13 protein-coding genes are annotated in these 23446 nt (G+C 62.2%); 1 reads left to right on the forward strand and 12 read right to left on the reverse strand.

Going from position 1 to position 23446, the window contains the following annotated elements:
• Positions 1-5: 5 nt before the first annotated feature.
• The 7 genes from fabI to SZ64_RS10180 all read right to left on the reverse strand — a co-directional run bounded on the left by fabI (position 6) and on the right by SZ64_RS10180 (position 13395).
• Positions 6-779, reverse strand: coding sequence for an enoyl-ACP reductase FabI (gene fabI, locus SZ64_RS10150; RefSeq protein ID WP_054530720.1), 774 nt, complete (start codon positions 777-779; stop codon positions 6-8).
• Positions 776-1978, reverse strand: a complete 1203-nt coding sequence (locus SZ64_RS10155) for an acetate/propionate family kinase (protein ID WP_054530721.1) — start codon at positions 1976-1978, stop codon at positions 776-778. The genes fabI and SZ64_RS10155 overlap by 4 nt, the downstream gene beginning before the upstream one ends.
• On the reverse strand, positions 1975-3384 hold the full coding sequence (locus tag SZ64_RS10160; protein WP_054530722.1) for a bifunctional enoyl-CoA hydratase/phosphate acetyltransferase: 1410 nt from the start codon (positions 3382-3384) through the stop codon (positions 1975-1977). The genes SZ64_RS10155 and SZ64_RS10160 overlap by 4 nt, the downstream gene beginning before the upstream one ends.
• Before the next feature lie 3 nt (positions 3385-3387).
• On the reverse strand, positions 3388-5151 hold the full coding sequence (locus tag SZ64_RS10165) for an alpha/beta fold hydrolase (RefSeq protein WP_193391520.1): 1764 nt from the start codon (positions 5149-5151) through the stop codon (positions 3388-3390).
• Positions 5152-5282: 131 nt separating this feature from the next.
• The gene (locus SZ64_RS10170) at positions 5283-6458 is read right to left on the reverse strand and encodes a Ca2+-dependent phosphoinositide-specific phospholipase C (RefSeq protein ID WP_082384527.1); all 1176 of its coding nucleotides are present in this window, start codon (positions 6456-6458) and stop codon (positions 5283-5285) included.
• Between the two features lie 58 nt (positions 6459-6516).
• Positions 6517-10776, reverse strand: a complete 4260-nt coding sequence (locus tag SZ64_RS10175) for an autotransporter domain-containing protein (protein WP_054530724.1) — start codon at positions 10774-10776, stop codon at positions 6517-6519.
• Positions 10777-10848: 72 nt separating this feature from the next.
• Positions 10849-13395, reverse strand: coding sequence for a TonB-dependent receptor (locus SZ64_RS10180; RefSeq protein WP_054530725.1), 2547 nt, complete (start codon positions 13393-13395; stop codon positions 10849-10851).
• Between the two features lie 339 nt (positions 13396-13734).
• Between SZ64_RS10180 and SZ64_RS10185 the strand changes: the two genes are divergently transcribed.
• A complete protein-coding gene (locus SZ64_RS10185; protein WP_054530726.1) occupies positions 13735-14904 on the forward strand; it encodes an ROK family transcriptional regulator in 1170 nt (389 codons plus the stop codon).
• 142 nt (positions 14905-15046) lie between these two features.
• On the opposite strand, the gene SZ64_RS10190 is transcribed toward SZ64_RS10185, so the two are convergent.
• The 5 genes from SZ64_RS10190 to SZ64_RS10210 all read right to left on the reverse strand — a co-directional run bounded on the left by SZ64_RS10190 (position 15047) and on the right by SZ64_RS10210 (position 23439).
• Positions 15047-18058, reverse strand: coding sequence for a TonB-dependent receptor (locus tag SZ64_RS10190; RefSeq protein ID WP_054530727.1), 3012 nt, complete (start codon positions 18056-18058; stop codon positions 15047-15049).
• 94 nt (positions 18059-18152) lie between these two features.
• The gene (locus SZ64_RS10195; RefSeq protein WP_054530728.1) at positions 18153-19130 is read right to left on the reverse strand and encodes a FecR domain-containing protein; all 978 of its coding nucleotides are present in this window, start codon (positions 19128-19130) and stop codon (positions 18153-18155) included.
• Positions 19127-19633, reverse strand: a complete 507-nt coding sequence (locus SZ64_RS10200) for a sigma-70 family RNA polymerase sigma factor (protein WP_054530729.1) — start codon at positions 19631-19633, stop codon at positions 19127-19129. Before SZ64_RS10200 ends, SZ64_RS10195 begins: the two co-directional genes overlap by 4 nt.
• A 103-nt stretch (positions 19634-19736) precedes the next feature.
• The gene (locus SZ64_RS10205) at positions 19737-20615 is read right to left on the reverse strand and encodes a glycerophosphodiester phosphodiesterase family protein (protein WP_054530730.1); all 879 of its coding nucleotides are present in this window, start codon (positions 20613-20615) and stop codon (positions 19737-19739) included.
• A gap of 106 nt (positions 20616-20721) precedes the next feature.
• Positions 20722-23439 carry a TonB-dependent receptor gene (locus SZ64_RS10210; protein WP_082384529.1) on the reverse strand — a complete coding sequence of 906 codons (2718 nt, stop codon included), beginning with the start codon at positions 23437-23439 and terminating at the stop codon, positions 20722-20724.
• Positions 23440-23446: the final 7 nt, after the last annotated feature.

The raw sequence follows: 23446 nt of genomic DNA on the forward strand, positions 1-23446 counted from the left end.
CCCTGTCAGGCGAACAGATGCTGTCCGCTATCCACCGGGATGATTGTCCCGGTGATATGGCGGGCCGCATCGCTGGCGAGGAACGCCGCGAGGGCGCCGACATCGGCCACATCGACCAGTTCCGGCTCTGCCGCCTGTTCCCGCGCGCGTTCGAGCAGTTCGTCAAACCGGTCGATCCCGCTGGCCGCCCGCGTGCGGATCGGCCCGGGTGAAATGGCATGGGCGCGGATGCCCTTGGGGCCAAGCTCGGCGGCGATATAGCGCGTTGCGCTTTCCAGCGCGGCCTTGACCGGGCCCATCAGGTTGTAGTGCTCCACGACCCGTTCAGAGCCATAGAAGGTCACGCAAAGCAGGCAGCCGCCATCCGACATAAGCGGTTCGGCCAGCCGCGCCATCCGCAGGAAGCTGTGGCACGATACATCCATCGCCACTGCGAACCCCTCAGGGGAGCTATCCACCACCCGGCCATGCAGATCGTCACGCGGGGCGAAAGCAATCGAATGGAGCACGAAGTCCAGCCCGCCCCACTCCTGCGCCGCCCGCTCGAACAGGGCCTCCAACTCGCCATCCTCGCGCACGTCGCAGGGCTGGAGCCATTCGGCACCTATCGCGTCGGCCGTCGGCTGAACGAATGGCAGCGCCTTCTCGTTAAGATAGGTCGCTGCAAGCCGGGCGCCGCATTGGCGGAACGCTGCCGCGCAACCCGCCGCGATGCTGTGTTCATTGGCGATGCCGACGACAAGCCCACGCTTTCCGGTGAGGTCTACGAGTGGCTTCATGCTGTTCCCTCCGTGCCAATGCCGAGCGTGGACAATGCCTGCATGGCAATCATCCGCTCCTCATCGGTTGGTATGACGAAGACTTTCACCGCGCTTGCGGCACTGCTGATGATTGGCGCATTGGCCTCGTTGGCAGCCTGATCGAGAGCAACCCCGGCCCAGGCAAGGCCCGCACAGATGCGCGCCCGCATATCTGCATCGTTTTCACCGATGCCGGCTGTGAAGACCAACCCGTCAAGCCCACCGAGGCTGGACATCAGCCCGCCAGCTTCGCGCACGGCGCGCCAGGCGAACAGGGCGATTGCTTCTTCCGCTTCGGGCCTGCCGCTCTGCCTGAGTACCCGCATGTCGCTGGAGATGCCCGAAACGCCGAGCAGGCCCGACTGCTGATAGAGCATGGCCTCCGTTTCCGCCGCGCTCATGCCCTTGCGCTCGATCAGATGGAGCACAGCCCCCGGATCGAGCGAGCCGGAACGCGTACCCATCACCAGCCCGTCCAGCGCAGTGAATCCCATGGTCGTATCCACGCTGGCACCGCCGGCCATCGCGCACATCGAAGCCCCATTGCCCAGATGCGCCGCGATCACCCGGCCGTCAGCCAGCGCTGGATCGATCTGGCGTAGGCGCCGGGAGACGTAATCGTATGACAGGCCGTGGAAGCCATAACGCCTGATCCCCTCATCATGCAGCGCGCGCGGCAGGGCTAGGCGCGTCGCGAGTGGCGGCATGGCATGATGGAAGGCCGTGTCGAAACAGGCGATCTGGGGCACCTGCGGCAGCAGATCGGTCATGGCCCGGATCGCTGCAAGGTTGTGCGGCTGATGCAGCGGCGCAAGCGGGCAAAGCGCGTCGAGCCGTGCCAGCACGCCATCGTCCACCCGGACCGGCCCGACGAATTCTGTGCCCCCATGGACGACCCGGTGCCCGACGGCGAGCAATTCGCGCCCATCCAGATGGTTGCCCAGCCAGCCGATCAGTTCACCCAGCAAATCCTCATGCGTCAGCCCTTCGCCATCGGGCCAGCGGCGCTCCACGACATGTTCGCCATTGTCGTCCTTCGCGGCGAGATGGGGCGCCGTGCCGATGCCTTCGATCTTGCCGCCAGCCACATGCAGCGGCTCACCCCCGCCATCCACCACGAACAGCGCGAACTTGATGCTGGAAGAGCCTGCATTGAGGCTGAGCAGTGCCCGGGTCATGGCAGGCCGGGTGCCGCCTTGGTTGCCGCGCGGGCCAGCAGGACGGCCACCGCACAGGAAGCAAGCCGCGTCCGCAAAGTATCTGCCCTACTGGTGAGGATGATCGGCACCCTTGCGCCCAGCACCACCCCGGCAGCGTCGGCCCCGCCGAGGAAGGTAAGCTGCTTTGCCAGCATATTGCCCGCCTCAAGGTTGGGCACGACGAGGATTTCCGCCTTGCCTGCCACGTCGGAGACGATGCCCTTCTCCACTGCAGCGGCCGTGTCGATCGCATTGTCCAGTGCCAGCGGCCCGTCAAGCAGACCGCCCACGATCTGGCCGCGATCCGCCATCTTGCACAGCGCCGCAGCATCGAGAGTGGAGGGGATGTCGGCATTGACCGTTTCCACGGCGGATAGGATCGCAACCTTGGGCTGAGGCATTCCCAAAACATGGGCAAGGTCTATCGCATTGCGCACGATGTCGGCCTTTTCCGCGAGGCTGGGCGCGATATTGATCGCCGCGTCGGTGATGATCAGCAGATCCTGCCTGCCCGGCACGCTCATGATATAGGCGTGGCTGATGCGTCGTTCGGTGCGCAGGCCCGTGTCGCGGCGTACCACCGCACCCATCAGTTCATCCGTGTGGAGGGAGCCTTTCATCAGCAGCTTGGCACTGCCGCAGCGGATCAGTTCGACCGCGCGATCCGCTGCCGCATGACTGTGCGGAGCATCCTCTATGCGGAAAGCCGAAATATCCCGCCCGGCTTCGCTGGCCGCCTGCGTGATCCGCGCGGCGGGGCCGACCAGGATCGGCTCGATCAGCCCTTCCCCCGCAGCCTCGACCGCCGCGTCGATTGCTGCCGGCGAACAGGGATGGACAATTGCGGTCGCGACCGGCCCCTGCCCGCTCGCCGTTTCAAGCAGGCGGCGATAATGATCGTGACTGGCCAGCCTGACATCGGGCAGTTCCACTCGCCGCCGCCGGACCTTCTCGGTGGGCGCGATGATCTCGGCCGCACCGGAAATCACTTCCTCGCCATCCTGGTTGGTGCAGCTGCAATCGAACAGGATGATCTTCTTGTCCGGGCGCTTTTCCGAAACCGTGACGCTGGCTGTGATCGTGTCGCCCAGCCCGACCGGGCGGCGAAAGCGCAGCGACTGGCTGAGATAGATCGCCCCCGGCCCCGGCAGTTCCGTGCCCAGAACCGCAGAAATCAAGCCGCCGCCCCACAGGCCGTGGGCGATGACCCGGTGGAACATGTCGGTCGCGGCATAGTCCGGATCGAGATGGGCCGGGTTCACATCGCCCGAAACCAGCGCGAAAAGCTGGATATCGTGTTCGGTCAGAACACGCGAAATGCTCGCGCTGTCGCCAACCGCGATCTCGTCGAATGTCCGGTTTTCGACATAGTCCTTATCCGTCATGGTTCAGCGTTCCAGCACATAGGTTCCCGGCGCGGGGCACAGGGGCGCAAAGCCCTTGTCCGGCGCGCCCATCGGCGGCGGCGGCACGGGGTCGCCCGAATGTTCGCGCAGCCAGCTTTCCCACGCCGCCCACCATGAACCGTCATGCGCCGTTGCGCCCAGCAGCCAGTCATCGGGGTCGATGGCGGGATTGCCCGCCGGGCGGGTCGCCTGCCGGAAATGGCGGTTATTATGGCCCGGTTCGGAAACGATACCGGCATTGTGGCCGCCGCTGGCCAGGATGAAGGTGACTTCGCCTTCCGTCAGCATGTGAATCTTGTGAACCGACTTCCACGGCGCAACGTGATCGCGTTCCGTCCCCACGGCAAAGATCGGCTGGCGCAGGGCTGAAAGGGTGATGGTGTGCCCATCCACCCGGAAATGGCCGCGCGCCAGTTCATTTTCCAGATACATGCGGCGCAGATATTCGCTGTGCATCGCATAGGGCATGCGCGTACCGTCCGCATTCCAGGCCATCAGATCGTTGATCGGCTCGCGCTCCCCCATCAAATAGGTGCCGAGCAGGCGCGACCAGATGAGATCGTTGGAGCGAAGCATCTGGAACGCGCCGCCCATACGGCTGCTATCGAGATAGCCCGCGCTCCACATTGCGCCTTCCAGCAGGTTGAGCTGGCTGTCGTCGATGAACAGGCCCAGCTCGCCCGGCTCGCTGAAATCGGTCTGCGCGGCAAACAAGGTGATGGTCTTCAGCCGGTTGTCGCCATTATGCGCCAGTTCCGCCGCGGCGACCGACAGCAGCGTGCCGCCAAGGCAATAGCCCGCCGCATGGACCTGTTCGGCCCCGGTAATCGCGGTTACGGCATCCAACGCGGCCAGCGGCCCCATGCGCAGGTAATCCTCAAAATCGCGATCGCGATCCTCCACGCCGGGATTGTGCCAGCTGAGCATGAATACGGTGTAGCCCTGCCCGGTCAGCCAGCGGACCAGCGAATTATGGGCCGACAGGTCCAGAATGTAATATTTCATGATCCAGGCCGGCACGATCAGTACGGGTTCCGGCCGGACGAGATCGGTGGTGGGCTCGTACTGGATCAGTTCCACCAGATCGTTGCGATACACCACCTTGCCCGGCGTGGCGGCCACGCGTTCGCCCACGGGGAAATCCTCGGTGCCTGCCGGTGGCTCGCCGCGAATGTAGCGTTCCACATCCTCGGCAAAGTGACTGAACCCGTCACGCAGGCATTGCCCGCCCGTTTCCATCACCCGGCGTTGCAGCACCGGATTGGTGGCGATGAAATTGGTCGGCGCGGCCATGTCCAACAGCTGGCGGGAGACGAAGGAAACCACTTCCTCATGGTGAGGCGACACGCCGGGCACATCCGTGGTTGCCGCGTGCCACCATTGCTGGCCCAGCAGGAACGCCTGCGAGATCAGATCGAAAGGCGGCTGTTTCCACGCAGGATCGTCAAACCTGCGATCCTGCGGCAGGGGATGGATCGCCGGCTCCACATCGCCGTCACCTGCCTTGCGCATGGCATAATCGGCCAGCCGCATCACCTTGCGCCCGGCCTTGGCGGAAATCTGCAATTGCTTGCCCGGTGAAACGGACAGGTGAAGCATCCAGTCAAAATAGGACTGGATGAGCGTGGAAGGGGACAACGCATTGGTAGCGAAAGCCACCGTGCTCATCGCCAGATGGTCGAGCGTATGGGCAATCCCGTCAATCGGATCGGGTGCCTCTGTGTCCTGCTTCAGCTGGATCGCCATCGTTCCTCGGCTTTGCTGCAACTGCAATGCTACGCTGCAACATGCAAAGCAATTATGAAAACGGTATTGCCGGGGCAGTAAGGGATGGCCGGTTCGGAAACTGGCGATGAAATGTCCAGATCGACAATGGCCTACCGGCCGCCAGCACATTCGCGCGGCGCATATTGCCGGTTGCAACCGACATAGCGGCCATCGATCGAGACGGAATAGCTGCCATAACGCGGATCGGGCACCGGGAAGTCAGTAGAAACCAGTTGGGCACCGCTCAGCAGCGCCCGGTCCCTCTGCGTATAGTCCCCGGCCCGCGCGGCATCGGTGTGCTTGTCGGCGCGGGTATAGACCAGAAAGCCTTCGCGCACGCGGCGACCTATATCGCTCGCCTTCGGATTGTCGCGGCGCAGCCAGCCGGTGAATGGATCACGCGGATCAAGGCTGGGGAAGAGGACCATCTCGTGCCCGGCCGATGTCGCGAATGCGATATAGTCCCGCTGCTTGGCATCCTCGTCCAGCAGCAGGAACACGATCTTCCCCCTCATCCGGGAAAGGGCAGGCCATCCGCCCTTGCGCACCGCTTCGTTGAGCGATGCATATGTGCCCTGAACATCTCGCGGCGTCACGATCCTGCCAGCCGGAATGGCGGCAGAAATCTCGGCATGGAGCCTTTCCCAGCTTCCGGCTGTGAACGGCGCATCGGGCGCCGGTTCATAGGCATTCGCGATAGGCGGTTTGCTCGATTCCTTGGTTTCGAACTGGATGAAGATCGGGAAGTGGCCCGGATGCGCGTCTGACCAGGCGTTGACGATCCCAAGGCAGGCCGCCAGCGTCAGGCAATGGCTGCGCACATCCGTATCCGCGGCATGGAACACCTTCATGCCGGGGCGTTCCAGCACATGGCCGGGATCGAAATCCATCCGGACGCCCTGACTGCGCAGATATTCATAGGCGCCCGGCCGGGCGAAGCGCCCTCCCTCCGGGTCATCATGCAGGTCCAGCTCGAACAGCCGGATGCCGAGATCGAGCTGCCTTTCAAGCGGCAGATGCGTGAAGGACAGGGCCGGAATGAGCTTGCGCGCAGGCCATTCCTCGCTCTCGCGATAGTCCGTCTCAAGCATCAGGTCGAACACTTCGGATGGCGGTTCGATATGATAGGAATTATGCGTCCCCACCATCTGGAAGGCCGAAAGGCTCAGGCTTTCCCGCGGATCGCCGGCGGGGCCTTCCTCGGCCGAAGCCGGGCAGGCAAGCATCGCGGCGAGGCAGGCAATGGCCAGCATCCGCCGGAGGGGAGTGCCGTTGATCCTCTGCATCGCCTGCCTCACGCGAATAGCCTGCCCGTTCGATCCATCTTACCCGGCGCCTCCCCGCTCAGAAACGATAGTCGAACGTCAGCCGCCCGCCCACGCTATCGAAGTCCGCCCCGGAACCGTAAGTGGCATCGCCGCGCAGGGACCATGCCTTGCCGCTCAGGCCAAGGCCCAGCGTGGCTTCCACAAGATCGTCCGGCAAGGTCACGGAACCAAGCGCAAGGCGCTGGCTGTCGCCCCCGGCAAAATGCGCGCTGGCCTGATAGCGGGTATCGCTGAAATTATGGACGAAGCGGATGCCGGCGCTGGGAAGCAGGGTCAGGTCGCCCAGATCCACCGGCTTGCCCAGTTCGAGGCCCACTTCGGCAAGCGGCACGTCCAGCTTCTGCACATCGACCACCAGCGCAAGCGGGTTGCCACCGCTTTCGGCAAAGGCATCGCGCTTCATCGCAAGGTAATCGAAAGAGGTGGTCGCGGTGAGTTGTACTACCTCCAGCGGTGCGCGCCAGATTCCGCCGAGGTGGAAAGCGAAGGTCGAACTGTCGAAGTCAAAGCTGACTGCGTCGTCCAGCACACCCCCAGCCAGAGGGCGTGATCCGTCGTAGGACGCTGCCGAATAGGATGCCGCGCCCGTCAGGGCGAAATCCCCGGCACGCAGGATGGCATAAGCGCCCAGCGTGTATTGGGTGCCGTCCATGGCGCCCGAATTCGCATCGAACCGGGTTTCCGTATCGCCGATCGCGCCAAACAGGCCCAGGCGGAGATTTGCGGAAACGGCAGTATCGATCCCGGAAACGCTGTTGAGCGAGTTGGTGTCAAAGGCGGACACTGAACCGTCTGAACCGTAATCCGCATCCGAACCGGCAATGCTGGTCCACAGGCGGACGCCCTCGACGTCGAAGTTCGTCAGCGTACCGGTCAGGGCGCCCATGGTGGCGCGATATTGCCCGATATTCGCCACGACTGGCGCGCTGGCGTAGATTTCCGGCGACAGGCCGCGAAGAACGGCGTCGAGATTGGACCGGTCGGTCGCATCCGAAACCTCGGTCAGCACGGCCAACAGGGTCTCGTCAGCCCCTGCCAACTGGCCGAAGATATATTCGCCGACAGCCGCAGCAGGCGCATGCAGGGTGGGATCGCGCAGCAGTTGATCCACTCGCACCGACACGCTGTCACCGCTCACGATCACGTCGGAAACCCGAGTGAAAGGCACGCTCGCATCGAACAGCAGGTCCAGCCCCGCCTCGTCCGAAATTCCGCCTGTCGAATGCAGGATAGTGATCGTCCGGCTGTCGCTGACGATCCCGTCGATCTGGACGGTACCGCCATCGAGCGTGGTGACGCCGCCGACTTCAAGCGACACGATGTCGGCATCAGTCAGGTCGATGGCCAGGAGCGAGCCTGCATTCAGCGACAGATCGCCCGCGATTGACATGGTGTGACCGGCATCGACCGCGATCAGGCCGTCATTGACGACCGAGCCGACCACTTCGCCTGCACCCGCCAGTTCACCCGCCGCGCCGACCGTCACGACGGAACGAGCAGCCGGATTATTGAAATCATTGGGAAGAACCCGCGTACCGGTCGACAGGTAGAGAGTGCCGCCTTCGATAGTGATCGTGCCGAAAGTGAGATCGTCGGTCGTCGTCAGGACGCCCGAACGCTGCTCCAGCTCTTCGAAGGCGTAGACCTGCGCAGCTTCGATAGTGCTCGCGCCGGATTGGTAGACAAATGTGTCATGGCCGCTGCCGCCATAGATCAATCCGTCGATGTCATTCAGCGAACCACCCGACATGGTGAAGGTGTCGTTCCCCGCACCCAGATCGATCATCTCTCCGGTGAAGGAACCACCCGCCATATGGGTAAAGCTGTCATCGCCCGCATAAAGCTCGACATTGCCGATTAGCGCCCCGGCATTCGTCACCCGTTCGACTGTCGGATTATCGGTGCTGTAGGCTATGATCGAGCCTTCGGCGCCCGCGATCTCGCCGCCCGCCAGATTGGCGATGTAGGAGGGGCTGGAGCCATTTCCGTCGGAGATGAAAATTGCGGCGTCGCTGGCGGATACGATCCGGCCTTCATTGGTGAGCGAGGACACGCCTTCACCCAGGAAGATCGCCGCCGCATTGCCAGAACCGGTGGCGGAAATGAGGCCTTTGTTTACGACCGAACCGCCCTGCCCCAGGGTCAGCGCAAAAGTTCCTTCGGCCGTAGACTGGACGATGCCCGTCCCGCCGACTGTTATCGTCGCGCCCTGCCCGGCGCTGACCGCATCGGAATAGACGCCGTTGGTCTGCACGTGGCCATCGATTGTGATCGTGGCACTATCCAGTGCCTGAATACCTTCCGATCCCTGCCCCATGGTCGAGATCGAGCCGCCCTGTGCAATGGTGACCCTGGCAATTTCATTGAGCTGCACGCCCTCTGAATCATTGCCCCGTGTCACCACTGTACCGCCAATTGTGACCGTAGAGCCATCGGCTGCCTGCACGCCTTCGGAGCCTGCTCCCTTGGTTTCGACATTGCTCCCTACCGCCACTGTGATCCGGGCGTTGTCGCTTGCCTGAATGCCTTCGGAATCTTCTCCGTCAGTCAGGATCGCGCCTTCATGGCGGATGGTAGCATCATCGCCCGCCATCAGTGCTTCCGCCCCCGCACCAGTGGTTGAGAGCGTACCCCGGTTCACCAAATGGCCACCCGCATCGACCAGAGTGATTGCCTCGTCATCCACGGCGGTCACGTCCGCATTATTGGTGATTGTGCCGACACTATAGAGCGCTAGCGGGGCGTTCAGGCTCCCGTCGAGGATCGTCACGTCCGTTTCAGCGCCGTTTGCCTCGACAGTGTAGAATTCGAAATTGGTCGTCTGCGACAGGTCCAGCGAACCGTCGGCATAGAAGCGCGCATCGACACGGTCGAAGCCTTCGCCGCCGTCGATTGTGCCCATGATCAGCCCGGTGTTCGCATCCTCGACATAGAACTGGTCATTGCCCAGGCCGAGAGAGACGCTCCCCGTTACCGAGCCGGCACCGTAAAGCGCGAACTTGTCCTTGCCTGCGCCCAGGCTGACGTCGCCGGTCAGCGAGCCATAGTTCAGCACGGTCTCTTCCGTGGCGTCGATTTCGGCCGTGCCAGCAACCGCAATGGAGCCGCTCACCCCGGTAATACTGCCGCCCGCCAGATTGGTGATGACCGACGAAGTGCCCGGCTCATCATCGTCGATCAGCACGCCGTATGCCTGTGCCGAAGTGATCGAGCCGGAGTTCGTCAGCGTGGCCTGCCCTTCATCGAACAGCACGCCGTCGGCGCCCAAGCCCGTCGCTTCGATGGAACCGGCATTCTCAAGCGTCGAGCGGCGTCCGAGGACCAGCGCACGCGCGCCATCGCCACTGGTCACAATCGAGCCGGTTGCGCCGACGGTGACAGTGGAATCGTCGTCAATGTCGATAGCATGGGCATTGGCGCCCGACGTCTGGAGAAGGCCGTCCACCGTAATCTGGGCATCGTCGGCATCGATGATGGCCGAGGAACCCGCACCGGTAGTGACAATCGAGGCCCCGTCCTCCACTACCGTGACCGACACGCCGTCATCGAGATTATACACCCCGATGGCGCCTGCGCCCGAGGTCGTGATGGCTGCGCCGTCTTTCAGCGTGACCGTGGACCCCGCGCCGACATTGATCGCGTGGGAACTGGCCCCGACCGTGTCGATGGAACCGCTGTAAGTGACGATCGCGTTGGTGCCGAGTTCGATCCCTTCCGCCGTATTGCCCTGGGTCGAGATCGAGCCGGAACCGGTGACGATCGAAGCATCACCAAGCAACTGGATCGCCTCGCGGGAATTTCCGGTCGTGGAGATCGAGCCATTATTCTCGACCGAGTTGTTCTGCTCGGCCGAATAGATCGCCTCACTATTGGCAACCGCGATCTCGCCAGTGTTATGGATCGTGTTGGTGTTACCGATATAGACGAGCTTGGTGATCTTGCCGTTATTGGTGACATCGTTCCCGTTATCGACGACGATGTCGGCAATCGTTCCGTTATTGACGATGAAGTTGTTGTCATCGAGCGCGATCTGGCCGTTGACCGTGCCCGCTTGCTCGACTGTCACCGTTATGGCGTCGTTGAAATTGGAATATCCATCCGCGTCGGTGCCGGAGCAGACGACTTGCGAGGGCGTTCCAACGTCGGCCGCGCATTGTGCATGCGCCGGATCGCTTGCCCCGAGGCCCAACAGCACAAGCGCGGAGGAAGAGAGCAATACCGGACGCAAGGCACGGCCAGCATTTCCAAACGTAACGTCAACCTTCGATGCAAACATCGCCGAAATTCCCTCATGTAGGATGTGTGGTCCGGCAGGCGGCGCGGCATCGGGCCGCGCCGCCACGCCCGGTCAGAATTTGAACTTGAGTCCGAGCCAGTAGGACGGGCCGGAAACCACCGCCCGGCGCAGCAGATCGCTGCTCAGGCCGGTCCGGACTTCCTGGTTTTCGCCAGTGATGTTCTGGGCACCCAGATTGAGCTGGAAATTATCCAGCACATCGAGCCAGACGGAGGCATCGAGCCTGTCGATGCTGTCGAGGAAGACGTCGTTCAGCCCTGGATTACCCGCGTCGGACGGGTTCGTCTGGAACTCGCCGGTAAAGGCCCTGCCCTGCCAGTTATAGGCAATGCTGGCGCCAACCGGCCCTGCCTGATAGCTCGCCATCGCATTGAACAACTGCTCAGGCTGATTGCGCAGGCCCTGGATCGTCCGGGGCGTGCCGTCGTCCAGCACTGCGTTCAATTCGGCATCGATATAGGTGTAATTCGCGCTCAGCCGCAGGCCTTCCAGCACGGGGTGAATGAAGCTGAAATCCTCTTTGAAGGCCGAGATTTCCACCCCGAACAGCTTTGCCGAACCATTGTCGGAGAAAGTGGTCGTGCGGATCTGTGACTGACCCAACGGGTCGAGCGGATTGGGCGCGCTGGCAGTCTGCGAAAACTGCTCGTTGTCGATTTCCTTATAGAAGGCGCCAACTGCGATCAGCCCTTCCCCTCCATCGAAGTAATATTCCGCACTGGCATCGAGATTGGTGGCCAGGCGGGGTTTCAGCCTGGGATTGCCGCTGACGATTGTCTGCGAGAGGCCGTCATTGATGATCCGTGTGCCGAAAGCGAATGCCTCGAAGTCAGGGCGGCCGATCGTCTGCGTCAGCGACAGGCGCAGCTTCCAGTCCTGCGCAAGATCGAAGGCCGCATGCACGCTGGGCAGGAAGCTGGTGTAGGAAGTGTGGAATGTGTTGGGAGCGGCGACGCCATCCACGATAGTGTAATTGTCGACATCGACATCCGTCTTCACCGCCCTGACACCGCCGACAATCTGATAGCCTGCGCCATTGTAGACCGCCATGGCGAAGCCGGCATAGGCATCTTCAGTCAGGCTGTAATCGGCCCCGAGGTTCAGTGCCTCGTCCCGAACCACGACGGCATTCGTGTCAAAAAAGGCCTTGTAGGCAGTGCGGTCGATCCCAAGCGCGGGATCGGCAAAGTCGACTGTTGCAACGTCGGGCCGGTTATCGGCGAAAGTATACGTCACCCCGTCAAGCGAGCGTTCCGTTGTTACCGTGTCCAGCGTGCGGTCGAGGCGATTAAACGATCCGCCCATGCGAAAGCCGAAGCCTTCGGCACCGGCATAGGCGTTGCTCTCGAACTCGGCGCGCAACGCGTAAACATCGTCATCCATGTCGACCAGTTCTTCATAGGTCGAGTCGCCATTGACGTAGAGCGCAGGGTCATTCGAAACGGCCGGATCGACCGTGAAGACCGGGTAGTCGCCGCGAATGTCGATTGAGCGCGGACGGCGCAAATCCGTCATCTGCTCGAACTTGTTGGAGATGAAGAACTCTTCGCGCAGGGCCACATCGGTCCACGATGCGCGCAGCCTGATCACGTCATTACCGCCGCCCAGCCGATAATCGAGGCCGCCGGAAAGCATCAGCGTATCGATGTCGCGGTTGTTGTCGGAAAACTGGAACGCCTCGCTCCCGCGCGAACCGACGGCATAGCCGTCTTCCGCTTCGACCACGCGGTCCGGCCGGGTATCCACGAAGTAGCGCTTACGGTCCGACTGCTGCTTGTCCTCAACCCCGAAATAATTCAGCCCGACAAAGGCATAAAGATCGTCCACAGCCCGCGTTTCGAGCTTGCCGAAGGCGGCATTGCGACGGTTGGTGGTATAGATACGCTCAAGCCGGGCCGTGCCGCGTGCGGGGATTTCAAAGCGGTTGCCTTCCCCGTCCTCGTAGGTCTGCAGGCCATCGGCCAGATTGAAATAATCTTCGTTCGAAGCCCGCTGCTGGACGTCGAGGCCAAGCACGGCACCAAAGTTGCGCCCCGGGCCGAAAGTGAACTTCCCGACAGCGTCGGCGCGGCCGGAAAAGGTGCTGTCATCGGCGCCCTGATCTCGGTCGAACACTCCGTATTGCACCTTGCCCTTCAAGAAAGTGCCCTTGCCGCCATCGAAGGCGCGCAGGGTGCGCACCGCGATGTGGCCGCCGATGGAGTTTTCATCGATGTCCGGTGTGGTCGCCTTGATGACGTCCACCTGGTTGATCAGAGAGGCGGGGATGATGTCGAGTTGGCTGCCGCGATTGTTCTCGCTGGAATTGAACAGCTTGTTTCCGTCGATCGAAACGGAATTGTACCGCGCATCGAGGCCGCGCAGCGACAGGAAGCGCGGCTGGCCCTGAAAGGAGGTGCCGAACACGCCCGGGATACGGGCGGCAGCTTCGGCCAGAGTGAAATCGGGCGTAAGGTCGATCTGCGCCGCCGTGAGCGAATCCACCACGCCGGTGCTTTCCTGCTTCACATCCGTGGTCGCCGCAGTGAGCGACTTGTTGCCGGTCACGACGATGGCCTCGTGGGTGCCATCCTCGCCCTGCGGCGCTTCCTGAGCCATAGCTGCCGATGCCCAGCCCGACGATGCGGTAGCGATAGCGACGATGGCACAAGCCGCACGGCCCCATTTCGCCCTGCTCCGACGCGACCGAGTTTTCGAGTTCCAGCCCATGTTGGCTCCTTCAGCAAAGTGTTTACCGGCCGGATGGCCGCTCTCGCTGGAGGCGCCCCGTGGATGTGCAGCGCGCGATTCGCCCGCGAAATCCCTCGTCGCCTCCCTGGCGTTGACCGGGCTTTACGGGCCTCGTGCGTCATTTAAATTACATTGAGAAATATATTATCCCTGCATTCGGGGAGACGCACCGCTTGAGAAGCACGCGGCCGCCCGATAGACAGGGCCATGATGGAGCTTTCCGCAAACGAACGACGCGTGCTGGATATGGTCTGGCGACGCGGGCCGATCGCCCGTAGCCGGCTGGCCGTGCTGACCGACCTGACGCCCGCTTCGGTGACCCGTATCGTGCAGGCCCTGTTCGACCGTCGGCTGATCGTGGAAACCGTGGACAGGAGCGGCGCCCGCGGCCAGCCGAGCCGCCCGATCACCGTGCGCCCGGAAGGCGCCCATGCGGTCGGCGTCTATTTCTCGCATCGCAGCGTCGAAATCGGCCTGTGCAATCTGGCCGGTGCGCAATTGCAGGCCGCCACGCTAGCCGCGGATCAGGCCACGCCGGAAAACGTGGCACGGCTCATCCGGGACTTCATTGCAGGCCTTGAAGCGACGGAGTTCGACCGGGCTTCGCTATGCGGCGTCGGAATTGCCCTGCCCGGCGATTTCATTCGCGGGGCAGATCAGATCAACCCGCATGCCTTCTTCCCCGACCTGCGCTCGCCCGGCTCGGTCCGCCGCCTTGCCGAAGGCATCGGCCTGCCGGTCTTCGTTGAAAACGACGCTGCCAGCGCGGCATTGGGCGAGCGCCTTCTCGGGGCAGGACAGGGCATCGATGATTTCCTGTTCGTCCATCTGGGCCACGGTATCGGCGGCGCTCTGGTGCTGGGTGGCAGCCTCTATCGCGGAGTCTATGGCAATGCCGGAATGATCGGTATCCAGTTCCCGAACGATCGCCCCCGCCCCTCCGGCCAGGATCTGTTCGCGAACCTGGCGCAGGCCGGGATCGAAATTGCGGACTTCCCCGAACTTGAGAAGCTGACAGTGAATGACTGTCCACCGCTCAAAGCCTGGATACGCCGAGCTGGCGCGCAGTTGCGTCAGGAACTGGCGCTTACCGCCCGCGTGCTCGATCCGGCTGCGATCGTCATCGGTGGGCGGCTGCCGCTGGCGATGCTCAACGCGCTTGTGTCCGAGATCGACACACCGGAATTCTGCAATGAAGGGGTAGGCCTGCCCCGCCCGCGCGTGCTTGCTTCTCAACTGGGCATCCGGGCGGGCATGATCGGCGCCGCATCGCTGCCATTCGTGCGCCTGCTCATGGGGCGCGGCTCACCTCATGACGACCGCGATCTGCCCGGCCTGGCCCTCGATTACCCGACGCCGGCTTCGCCAGAAACCTGAGCGAGCAAGGCGCCGATGGGGCGCCCTGCCTGCAATACCGCGCCTCAATCGCGACACCAATTTAATTTCAATTACGTAACATATTTTGACGGAAATCGCGCAGCGGGCGTCGCCTTCACGAACCATGCCTTTGAACGCCGCCTCAGTCCTTCACCGGCTCACCGCCGGAACCACCAAGGCTGAAATTCACGCTCAAGCGCACAGTGCGCGGCACGGAATAGCTGTCTTTCAGCCATGTACGATGTTCCCCGGTCACACTCACCAGCCGCTCTTCGGTGATATTGGCGATGTCCAGCACCACGCTGATGCCCGAGCGGAAGCGATAGCGCGCCTGAAGATCGAACTGGCGGCGCGGCGCCCAGTAAATATCCTGCCATGCATCGTCGGGCGTGACGCTGCGCAACGCCTGCCCCGTCCAGTTCAGCGCACCGCGCAGTTCGAACCCGTCCTGATTGTAGAAGATCGACAGATTACGGATTTCCGATGGCTGCCCCACCAGTCTGTTCATGTCGCGGGTGTCCCCACTGGACAGAGGCACGGTCATCCCGCCGCGCAACACGGTCCAGTTCCCGTTGAAGCCGACACCGGCAAGAAAGGGAGTAATCGACCCCAGCGAGCCGATTGTAGCGCTGAGTTCCAGCCCTGAAATATGGGCGCCGCTGGCATTGACGGGCTGCGTCACCTGAGCGTTGCGATAATATATTCCGTCCAGCAGGTAACCGCTGGTCACAGAATCGAAGATCTCGCTTCCGATCTGCTTGTGAAACAAGGCTGCCGAGAGCAGACCATCAAATTCGGCTGGCGGGGTCCATTCCAGCGACAGGTCGATATTATCCGAAATGCGGGGGCGAATGGCCGGATTTCCCAGGCTGACGTTCACGCCCAGACTGTCCGGGTTTCCCTCATCCGCACCGGTCGAGAATTCCACTGACTGGTTCGGCGCATAGGCTTCGAAACCCGGGCGGCCGAACGTGCGGCTGTAGGCGGCACGCAGACGCAAATCCCCTGTCGCCAGATAATTGGCCAGCACAGATGGCAGGACGCGCAGATAGTTGGATTGCGTTCGGACAGGCGCCCAGATGTCTGCCGTCTTCATATTGGCCCGAGTAACCGTGGCCGTCTGTTCCGCCCGGGCGCCAACCAGCACTTCCCATGGCCCATCGGCATAACGCAGCATGCCGTATCCGGCCAGAATGCTCTCAGTATGGGCAAAATTGTCCTGCAACCGGGCATCCGTCTCATCTTCTGCAAAGATGCTGCCTCGATTTGCGTCGAACATGCGCCATGCTGCCACCGGGTCGATCACGATCAGGTTCAGACCCGACTGATTGTAGCGCAGCGGCGCTTCGCTGATGGAGGCGATATCGGCCAGCGTCAGCCCCTGGTCGAGCGAGCGATATTCCTCACTGTAATAGGTATAGGCATAGCGCGTGCGCTTCCACGCCAACCCGGCAGCAAAGCCTGCGCCCCAATCGCCTTTTTCAGCATTGTGGCGCCAGTCACCCTTCATCGTGCCGACACTGGAAGTAGCTCTGCGCCAGCGGTGCCGCCAATAGGAGGGGCGGTAAAGCGAAAGATCCCGGTAATTGTCGGCATTCAGGTTGAAGCTGTGGTGGAAGCCGGAAGTATCATAGGAGAAGCCGAATTCCGGGGTGCCCGGCGCCTTGCCATTTTCATCCTGCCCGGCTGTAAACTTGACCATGTCATAGGCTTCATTCAAGCCGGATGTGGATAGTCCGGCGCGGATGCTCACCCGGTCGCGCAGGGATGGATTGAAGTCCGCCGCCAATTGCATGACAGCCACATCGCTGCGAGTTGCCCCCTCGCGATAACCCGCCTGTACCGTGCCGGTTTCATAGCGACCCGAAACCGGCGTCTGGTCTAGAACATCGGCATCTCCTGCACCGATGATGATCTCGTTGCGCGCATATCCGTCGTCAAAGCGGAACAGGCCGGCCAATGCGGACAGACGTGTATTGCTGTCCGGTTCAGCCTCCAGCGCAGCCATCACACTCCACCGCTGGCGCGAACTTTCGTTGTACCAGAACTTGTCCTGACGCGGCACGGCAATGCCATTGGACATGTCGCGGCTGTCCACCTTGTGCCCGTCATCGTCATAATAGGCGAAGAAATTGCCGTCACTTGTCCCGTGAACATAGCTGTTATTGTCCAGCCGCCCGAAGCTGGCGGACAGGACGACGCCCAGATTCCGATCCGGCCCGAATGTCAGGCCTGCCGTTACGGAACCGTGGCCGCCTAGTGGCAGTTGCGAGCGTATTTCTCCGTTCTGGCTGACCCCGGCCAGCCCGGCCTCACCCTGTAGAAACGCCTCGCGATTGCCGGACAGTGAACTGCGCGTCTGCATGTCGATCGCGCTGCCGATAGCGTTTGGGTCCAGATCCGGGGTGAAAGTCTTCACCACGGCCAGCCCGGCTACGGCCGAAGCAGGCAGCACGTCCATGCGGCCGCCTCGGCTCGCGCTGTTCGATACAGCGTCGGGCACACCGGTGGTGGCCATAGGCATGCCATTCATGGTGACGTTGTTGTAAGCCTGTGTCAGCCCGCGCACGACCGGTGCAATGGGCACGTCCCGCGGGTGTTCGTTATCCGCGATCGCCACCAGCGAAACGCCCGGCACGCGGCGCAACGCATCCACAATCGTTGTATCCGGCAGGCGGCGAATGTCGTCGCTCGAGACGGCATCGACGATGTTTACGGCATTTTTCTTGGCCGCGATGGCCAACCGGTCGGCAATACGTTGCCCGGTCACCACGATCGGCTGCACAGGCGGCGGGGCGCGACCTACTGGCGCAGGTTCGGGCCTTGGTGCTGGTGCCTTGGCGGCGCCCCGAGACTGGGCGCGCGGGACCTCCATAATCAAGATTACACCGCCCCTCTGCCGCGCGATCAGGTCCGTGCCACGCAGAAGCTGCTCCAGCGCCTTCGGCAGCGGCATCTTGCCATGCAATCCAGCGGTGCGCTTGCCCCTCAGCAGCCGTGGGTCCGCGATGACTTGCAGGCCGCTGGCCTTGGAGAACTTGTTGATCGCCGCAGGCAATGGCCCCGCGGGAATGGAATAGGACACTTCGCGGGCGCTGACCGGAACCGCAGCCATCAGCACCGCCAGGGCAAGGGTTGGGCGAAGGGGGTTCATGCTGGCTCAGCAGTGCAGGCCTGCGGGCGGGCACTTCCGGGGGCGGAAGTGGCAATGCGGATACGGGGACTCACGCATTGCCGGGGCCTGTCTGTCACTGTGTCTCGATCAGATAGGATTGCGGCGTTTCGCGCACTGAGAAGCCATAGATCACGCCGAGGCTTTCCAGAACCACGCCCGGTTCCGACAGGCGGAAACGCCCGGCCACGCGCTTTGCCAGCAATGAACGATCCTGCACGACGATGGTCTTGCCGGTCCAGCGTTCCAACCGGGGGACGAGACGTTCCAGCGGCATGTCCGCCACTTCCAGCCAGCCACCACGCCAAGCCGGATCGCCCTGCACATCGAACCGTTCCGGCTCGGTCGGCCTGCCTTTGACCAGTGCGGAACGATGCGCAGCCGGCACAAGCACACCGGATGCATCGCCGCCTTGCCCCGCGAAGCGCACTAGGCCGCGAGTGACCTCCAGATCCACCTGTTCGCCGTTCAGCGCCAGATCGAAGCGGGTGCCCAGCACGGTAACGCGGCCATCCCCGGCAGCTACCGTGAATGGCCTTTCCTTGTCATGGCGAACCTCGAACAGGGCCTCGCCTTCTTGCAGCTTCACATAACGCCGCTCGCCCGCGATGGTGACCTGGATCGAACTGGCGCCGTTCAACACGACAATGGAACCGTCCGCCAGAGTTACTTCGCGCACCTGCCCCGGACCGGTTTCATAGGTTTGCGCCGGAGCAAGCGCGAAGCGCAACGGCTGCCAGGAAAAGGCGAGCACGGCCGCCAGCGATGCTGCCACGGCGCCAAAGGCCACTGCGCGCCGGCCGAGATGGCTCCGCTGCTCTGCCCGGTCCGCCTGAAACAGAGGTTCATTATCCTGATCCGTGCCGCGCGACTGCAACGCGGCAGTCACAGCATCGTCCATGCAGCTTGCCCACATGGCGTCGAATAATTCGCGCCGTCCCTGCCCGCCTGCAAGCCATTCGGAAAAGGCAGTCGCATCCACCGGGCCGCCCATGTGACGGGCGACCCAGAGGGCGGCTTCCTCTTCCTCGTATTCGTCGATGCTGGCGTTCATTCCGAAACCACACGATCTTCCAGCGCGGACATGCCCCGGTGCAGGACCAGAACCGCCCTCGCCACGTGGGCGTCCACTGCCGCCGGACTGATCGACAAGGCTGCCCCCACTTCCTTTGCCGACATGCCATGCAGGCGCCGCATGATAAATACTTCGCGGCGCATGGGCGGCATCTGGTCCAGTATTTCAGAAACCTGTTCCATGCGCTCCTTGTCGATCAGAACCGCTTCCTGCGAAGGTTCCTCTCCGGGAAAATCCCGGCCTTCCGGCAAGGCCTCTTCCGGCTTGCGCTTCTGTAAGCGCGCCCGGTCGACAATCAGGTTGCTGGCGATACGGCGCAGCAGCCCGCCGACGTTGCCGACGCCCCCCTGCCGGTACTGGGCAAGGCGCAGGAAGCTGTCCTGAACAATATCCTCGCTCGCCGAATGGTCGCCCAGTTTCTGGTAGGCCAGGCGATAGATGTCACCGCGAAACAGGCGATATGCCGATTCATCGAATTTCACGGTGCGGCCTCCCTACGCGAGCAGGGCGCGGATATTTTTCCTTAGTGACAGCTTCATTGCGCAAAGGCCAAAAAACGCAGGATTTCCGGCAGCGAGCATGATTTTAGCGTTTTTCGTCACCCCCTTCGCCGCATGCGGACAGGCGGGCACGCAACAGGCGGGGCTGATCGGTCTGGATTACTGATGCGCCCTGACCAAGCAGCGACTTCAGGCGCGGACAAGCCGTCGCGCCGGAGCCCAGATCCTTGTCCAGATCACCCAGGCTGTTGGCCCATATCCGGGCAGGCATGTCGGCAATCGCGGCCTTCATGGCGGGTGTCAGCGTCTCTTCATCGCCATGCACGATCGCAACCGGGGCCAGCGCGCGGTTCTTTTCCGCCATCGGCACATCCTTCTGCAGACGCGTCATGACCGGAAGCGCCGGTGACAGGGCACGCGCATTGCGCAGCACGTCACTGTCACTGTCGAACATCATCACCTGGTCGGCCATTCCCAGCCCGTCCACTACGGCCAGCACCGGGGCAAAGCGATCCGTCTTCATGTCCAGATCCACCAGCACCCGCCCGCATGTATGCATCAGCATTTCCAGCAGGGTCGGCGGCGGCGTGTCGCCCCCTTTCAGGCGCAGGGCGCGCAGCTGGGCGAAAGTCATGTCCTCACCCTTGCCGCTGCCATCGGTGGTGCGGTCCACCGTGCCGTCATGCATGATGAAGGGCACGCCATCGCGCGAGACGCGCACGTCGATCTCCACGAAATCGGCGCCTGCCGCCACTGCCTCGTCGACTGCGGCCAGCGAGTTTTCGGGAGAACGCAGATGCCCGCCGCGATGCGAGGCAATCATCACCCTGCCAGTGGGATCGTGCCAGGCTTCCTGCAAGGCAGCGATTTGCGGCGTCTCACCGCAGAAGGGCGCGGCCAGAGACGGCGACGCGACCGAGAACAGCGCCAGCAGAACGGCGGATTTCAAAAGGTTCCTGAACATGATCTTCTCTTGTCGGCTTGGCTGAGGCGTCAGCCGGTTGGTGCAAGAAAGGGCGGACGAGTGATCGCCCGCCCTTCCCCGGTTCAGCGGGATTCCCGGATGCGGCTCAGAACTGCCCGCTGACGCCCAGCCAGAGGACGCGGCCCTTCTCGCTGCGTTCGGCCACCAGACGTCCGGTGGGCATTTCGCGGAAATATTCGATTTCCGACTTGGTCAGGTTCTGGCCTTCCGCGATCAGGGTGAAGTTGTCCGCCACCTTGTAACGGATCTGCGCCGAGAACTCGCCGCGATGCTTGCTGAAGATGTCGAACACTTCGGCATTCTCGTTGATCGACTTCAGGTAGTCGCCCACATAATTGTAGGCCACAGAGGCGCCGAAACGGCTGGTTTCGTAAGACAGCGTCGCATTGGCCAGGAATTCCGGCTGGCCTTCCAGCCCGTTCACGTTGCGCAGCGATTCATCGGCTTGCACAACCGTCTGACTACCGTCGATAAAGGTCGCGTTTGCCGAGAGGACGAAATTGCTCAGGAAGCCCGAAGCAATATCCTTGAAGTCCTGACGGGCAGAAAGCTCCACGCCTTTCAGCTTCGCATTCTGGGAATTCATCGGCGTAGTCACGCGGGCATTATAAACTTCGCCATCATATTCATACCCTTCAAGCAGGACGTTCTGCATGAAGATCAGATCCTTGATGTCCTTGTAGAAGGCCGCGACCGAAAGCAGGCTGCCGCGCCCGGCATACCATTCCAGCGAGACGTCGAAATTGTTCGACGTGCGCGGCTTCAGGTCCGGGTTGCCGCGAGTGATGCTGATGACATTGTCTTCGCTGTCCTCGGGCAGGCCGATGCTCTCGCCGATGGCGTAATAGTTGAAGTTGGGGCGGCCGATCGTCTTGCTGTAACCGGCGCGCAGGATCACGCCATTGTCGAAGTCATAGCTGGCGATGACCGAAGGCAGCAGATAGTCATAGGTCGCGCGGCGGCGGGTCTGCACATATTGGGCCGCATCGTTGGGTTCGGCCGGCAGGTTCTCGTCCTGAACCCAGAGGTCGATATTGTTGACCGTGGAGTCAAAGCGCAGGCCAGCGCGCAGGTTGAAATTGTCAGTGCGGAAATTCGCTTCGGCATAGGCGGCGAAGATCTGCTCGTTCAGCTGATAGTCGCTGCTGATCTCCGTATCGCTGTCATCGGTATTGCTGGGCATGCCCTGCTCGGCCCACGCGGCGCGATAGGCCTCATCGTCGATGAACAGGAAATCGACATCCGGGTCCGTCGTGCCAAGCCGCGTGGAGCGCACGAAATTGGCCATGTTCACCGTCTCGTCGCTCACCAGAACACCGGCGATGCGGCCTTCGTCGTAGTTCTGATCGGTGTTGGAATAGCTGACGCCGACATTGAAGCCGAAGCCGTGCGCATCCCCGTCAACATTGTAGGCCAGATTGGCGGAACCGTAGCTCAGGTTCTGCGCGGCACGCTGGGTGATGTGCTGGATATAGCTCTGCACATAGTTGGACGCATCGTTCACGAAAGTGGGGTCGTAGAAATCCAGCGTCGGGAAGCCGGCGCTCAGATCGTAGGTGAAGCCGCTTTGCACCAGATTGTTCAGCGTATTGAACTTGGATCGGTCACGAATGGTGTTGAGCCGTGCGCGCGAATGGCTGCCGCGCAGTTGAAGCGCCAGCTTGTCACTCAGTTCCTGATCCAGCAGCGCGGAAACAACGAAGGTCTCTCGCTTCTGCGGCTGATGGGAATATCCCAGCGAAGTGCGGCCCTTGGCCCATTCGCCATAGGTTTCCGTCTGGTTGGCCGGAGCCGTGCTGGTCGTGGCCGTCGCCAGATACTCGTTCCGGATCTCGTCCTCTTCCTGGTAGAAATAGCCGGAATAGACGGCAGCATACGTCGCCGGAGACGGATTATATTCCAGCTTCATCACGCCCGAGGCGCGCGTTACCGTGTCGTCATAGACGAAGATCTGGTTGCGCGATGCGGCGGAATAGCCGTTGGTGTCCTTGATGTCGTTATAATCGACCTGCGAGTTCGAACCGTTTTTGTAGATGAGATAGCTGGTGTCGACAGCGCCGGGTTTCTGGTCGTAATTGCTGGAATAATAGCGAGCGAAGGAACCGGACATGACCATGCCCCAATCCTTGTTCGCGCCGAACACCGTGCTGAACGTCGCGTCCGCGCGCACGTTCTGCCCCTGATCGAGGTCGGCCGCGCCAGCCGTGGAATTATCGCCCAGCGATGCACGCACCGCCAGCGAGGTCTTGTTCGTGTCGAATGCGCTGGCAGTGATCAGGTCGAGCTGGCCGCTGAGCGCATGGGGGTCCAGATTGGCGGTGATCGTCTTGATCGCATCCACGCGGCTGACGAAGGACGGCGGCAGCAGCTCAATGCGCGCACCGCGGCTGTCGGACGAAGTGGTGGCCAGCGGCAGGCCGTCAATAGTCACCTGATTGTAGCTCGAGCCAATGCCGCGGATCATGACGCTTTCGGCCAGATCGGGCGAGCGGTCATCGGCGGTGGCAAAATCGGGCACCAGTGCGAGGCCCGGAATGCGCTGTGCGACCTGGGCGATGGTCAGATCGGGCAGCAGGCCGGCCTGATCCTGCGCGATGGAGTCTGTGATGCCGATGGCATCACGCTTGGCTTCGATCGCCGCAGCGTTGGACGTACGATAGCCCGACACGATGATGGCCTCGCCATGATCGGCCGCAGCCTCTTCTGTTTCCGTTTCGGCCTGGGCCATGGCTGTGCCGTGTCCAAGGCAAGTCACCATCGCGGTGGTGGCAATCGCGCAATACAGACGGGAGATGCGTTTCATGGGTACA

The organism is Erythrobacter sp. SG61-1L (assembly GCF_001305965.1).
Taxonomy (GTDB): Bacteria; Pseudomonadota; Alphaproteobacteria; order Sphingomonadales; family Sphingomonadaceae; genus Andeanibacterium.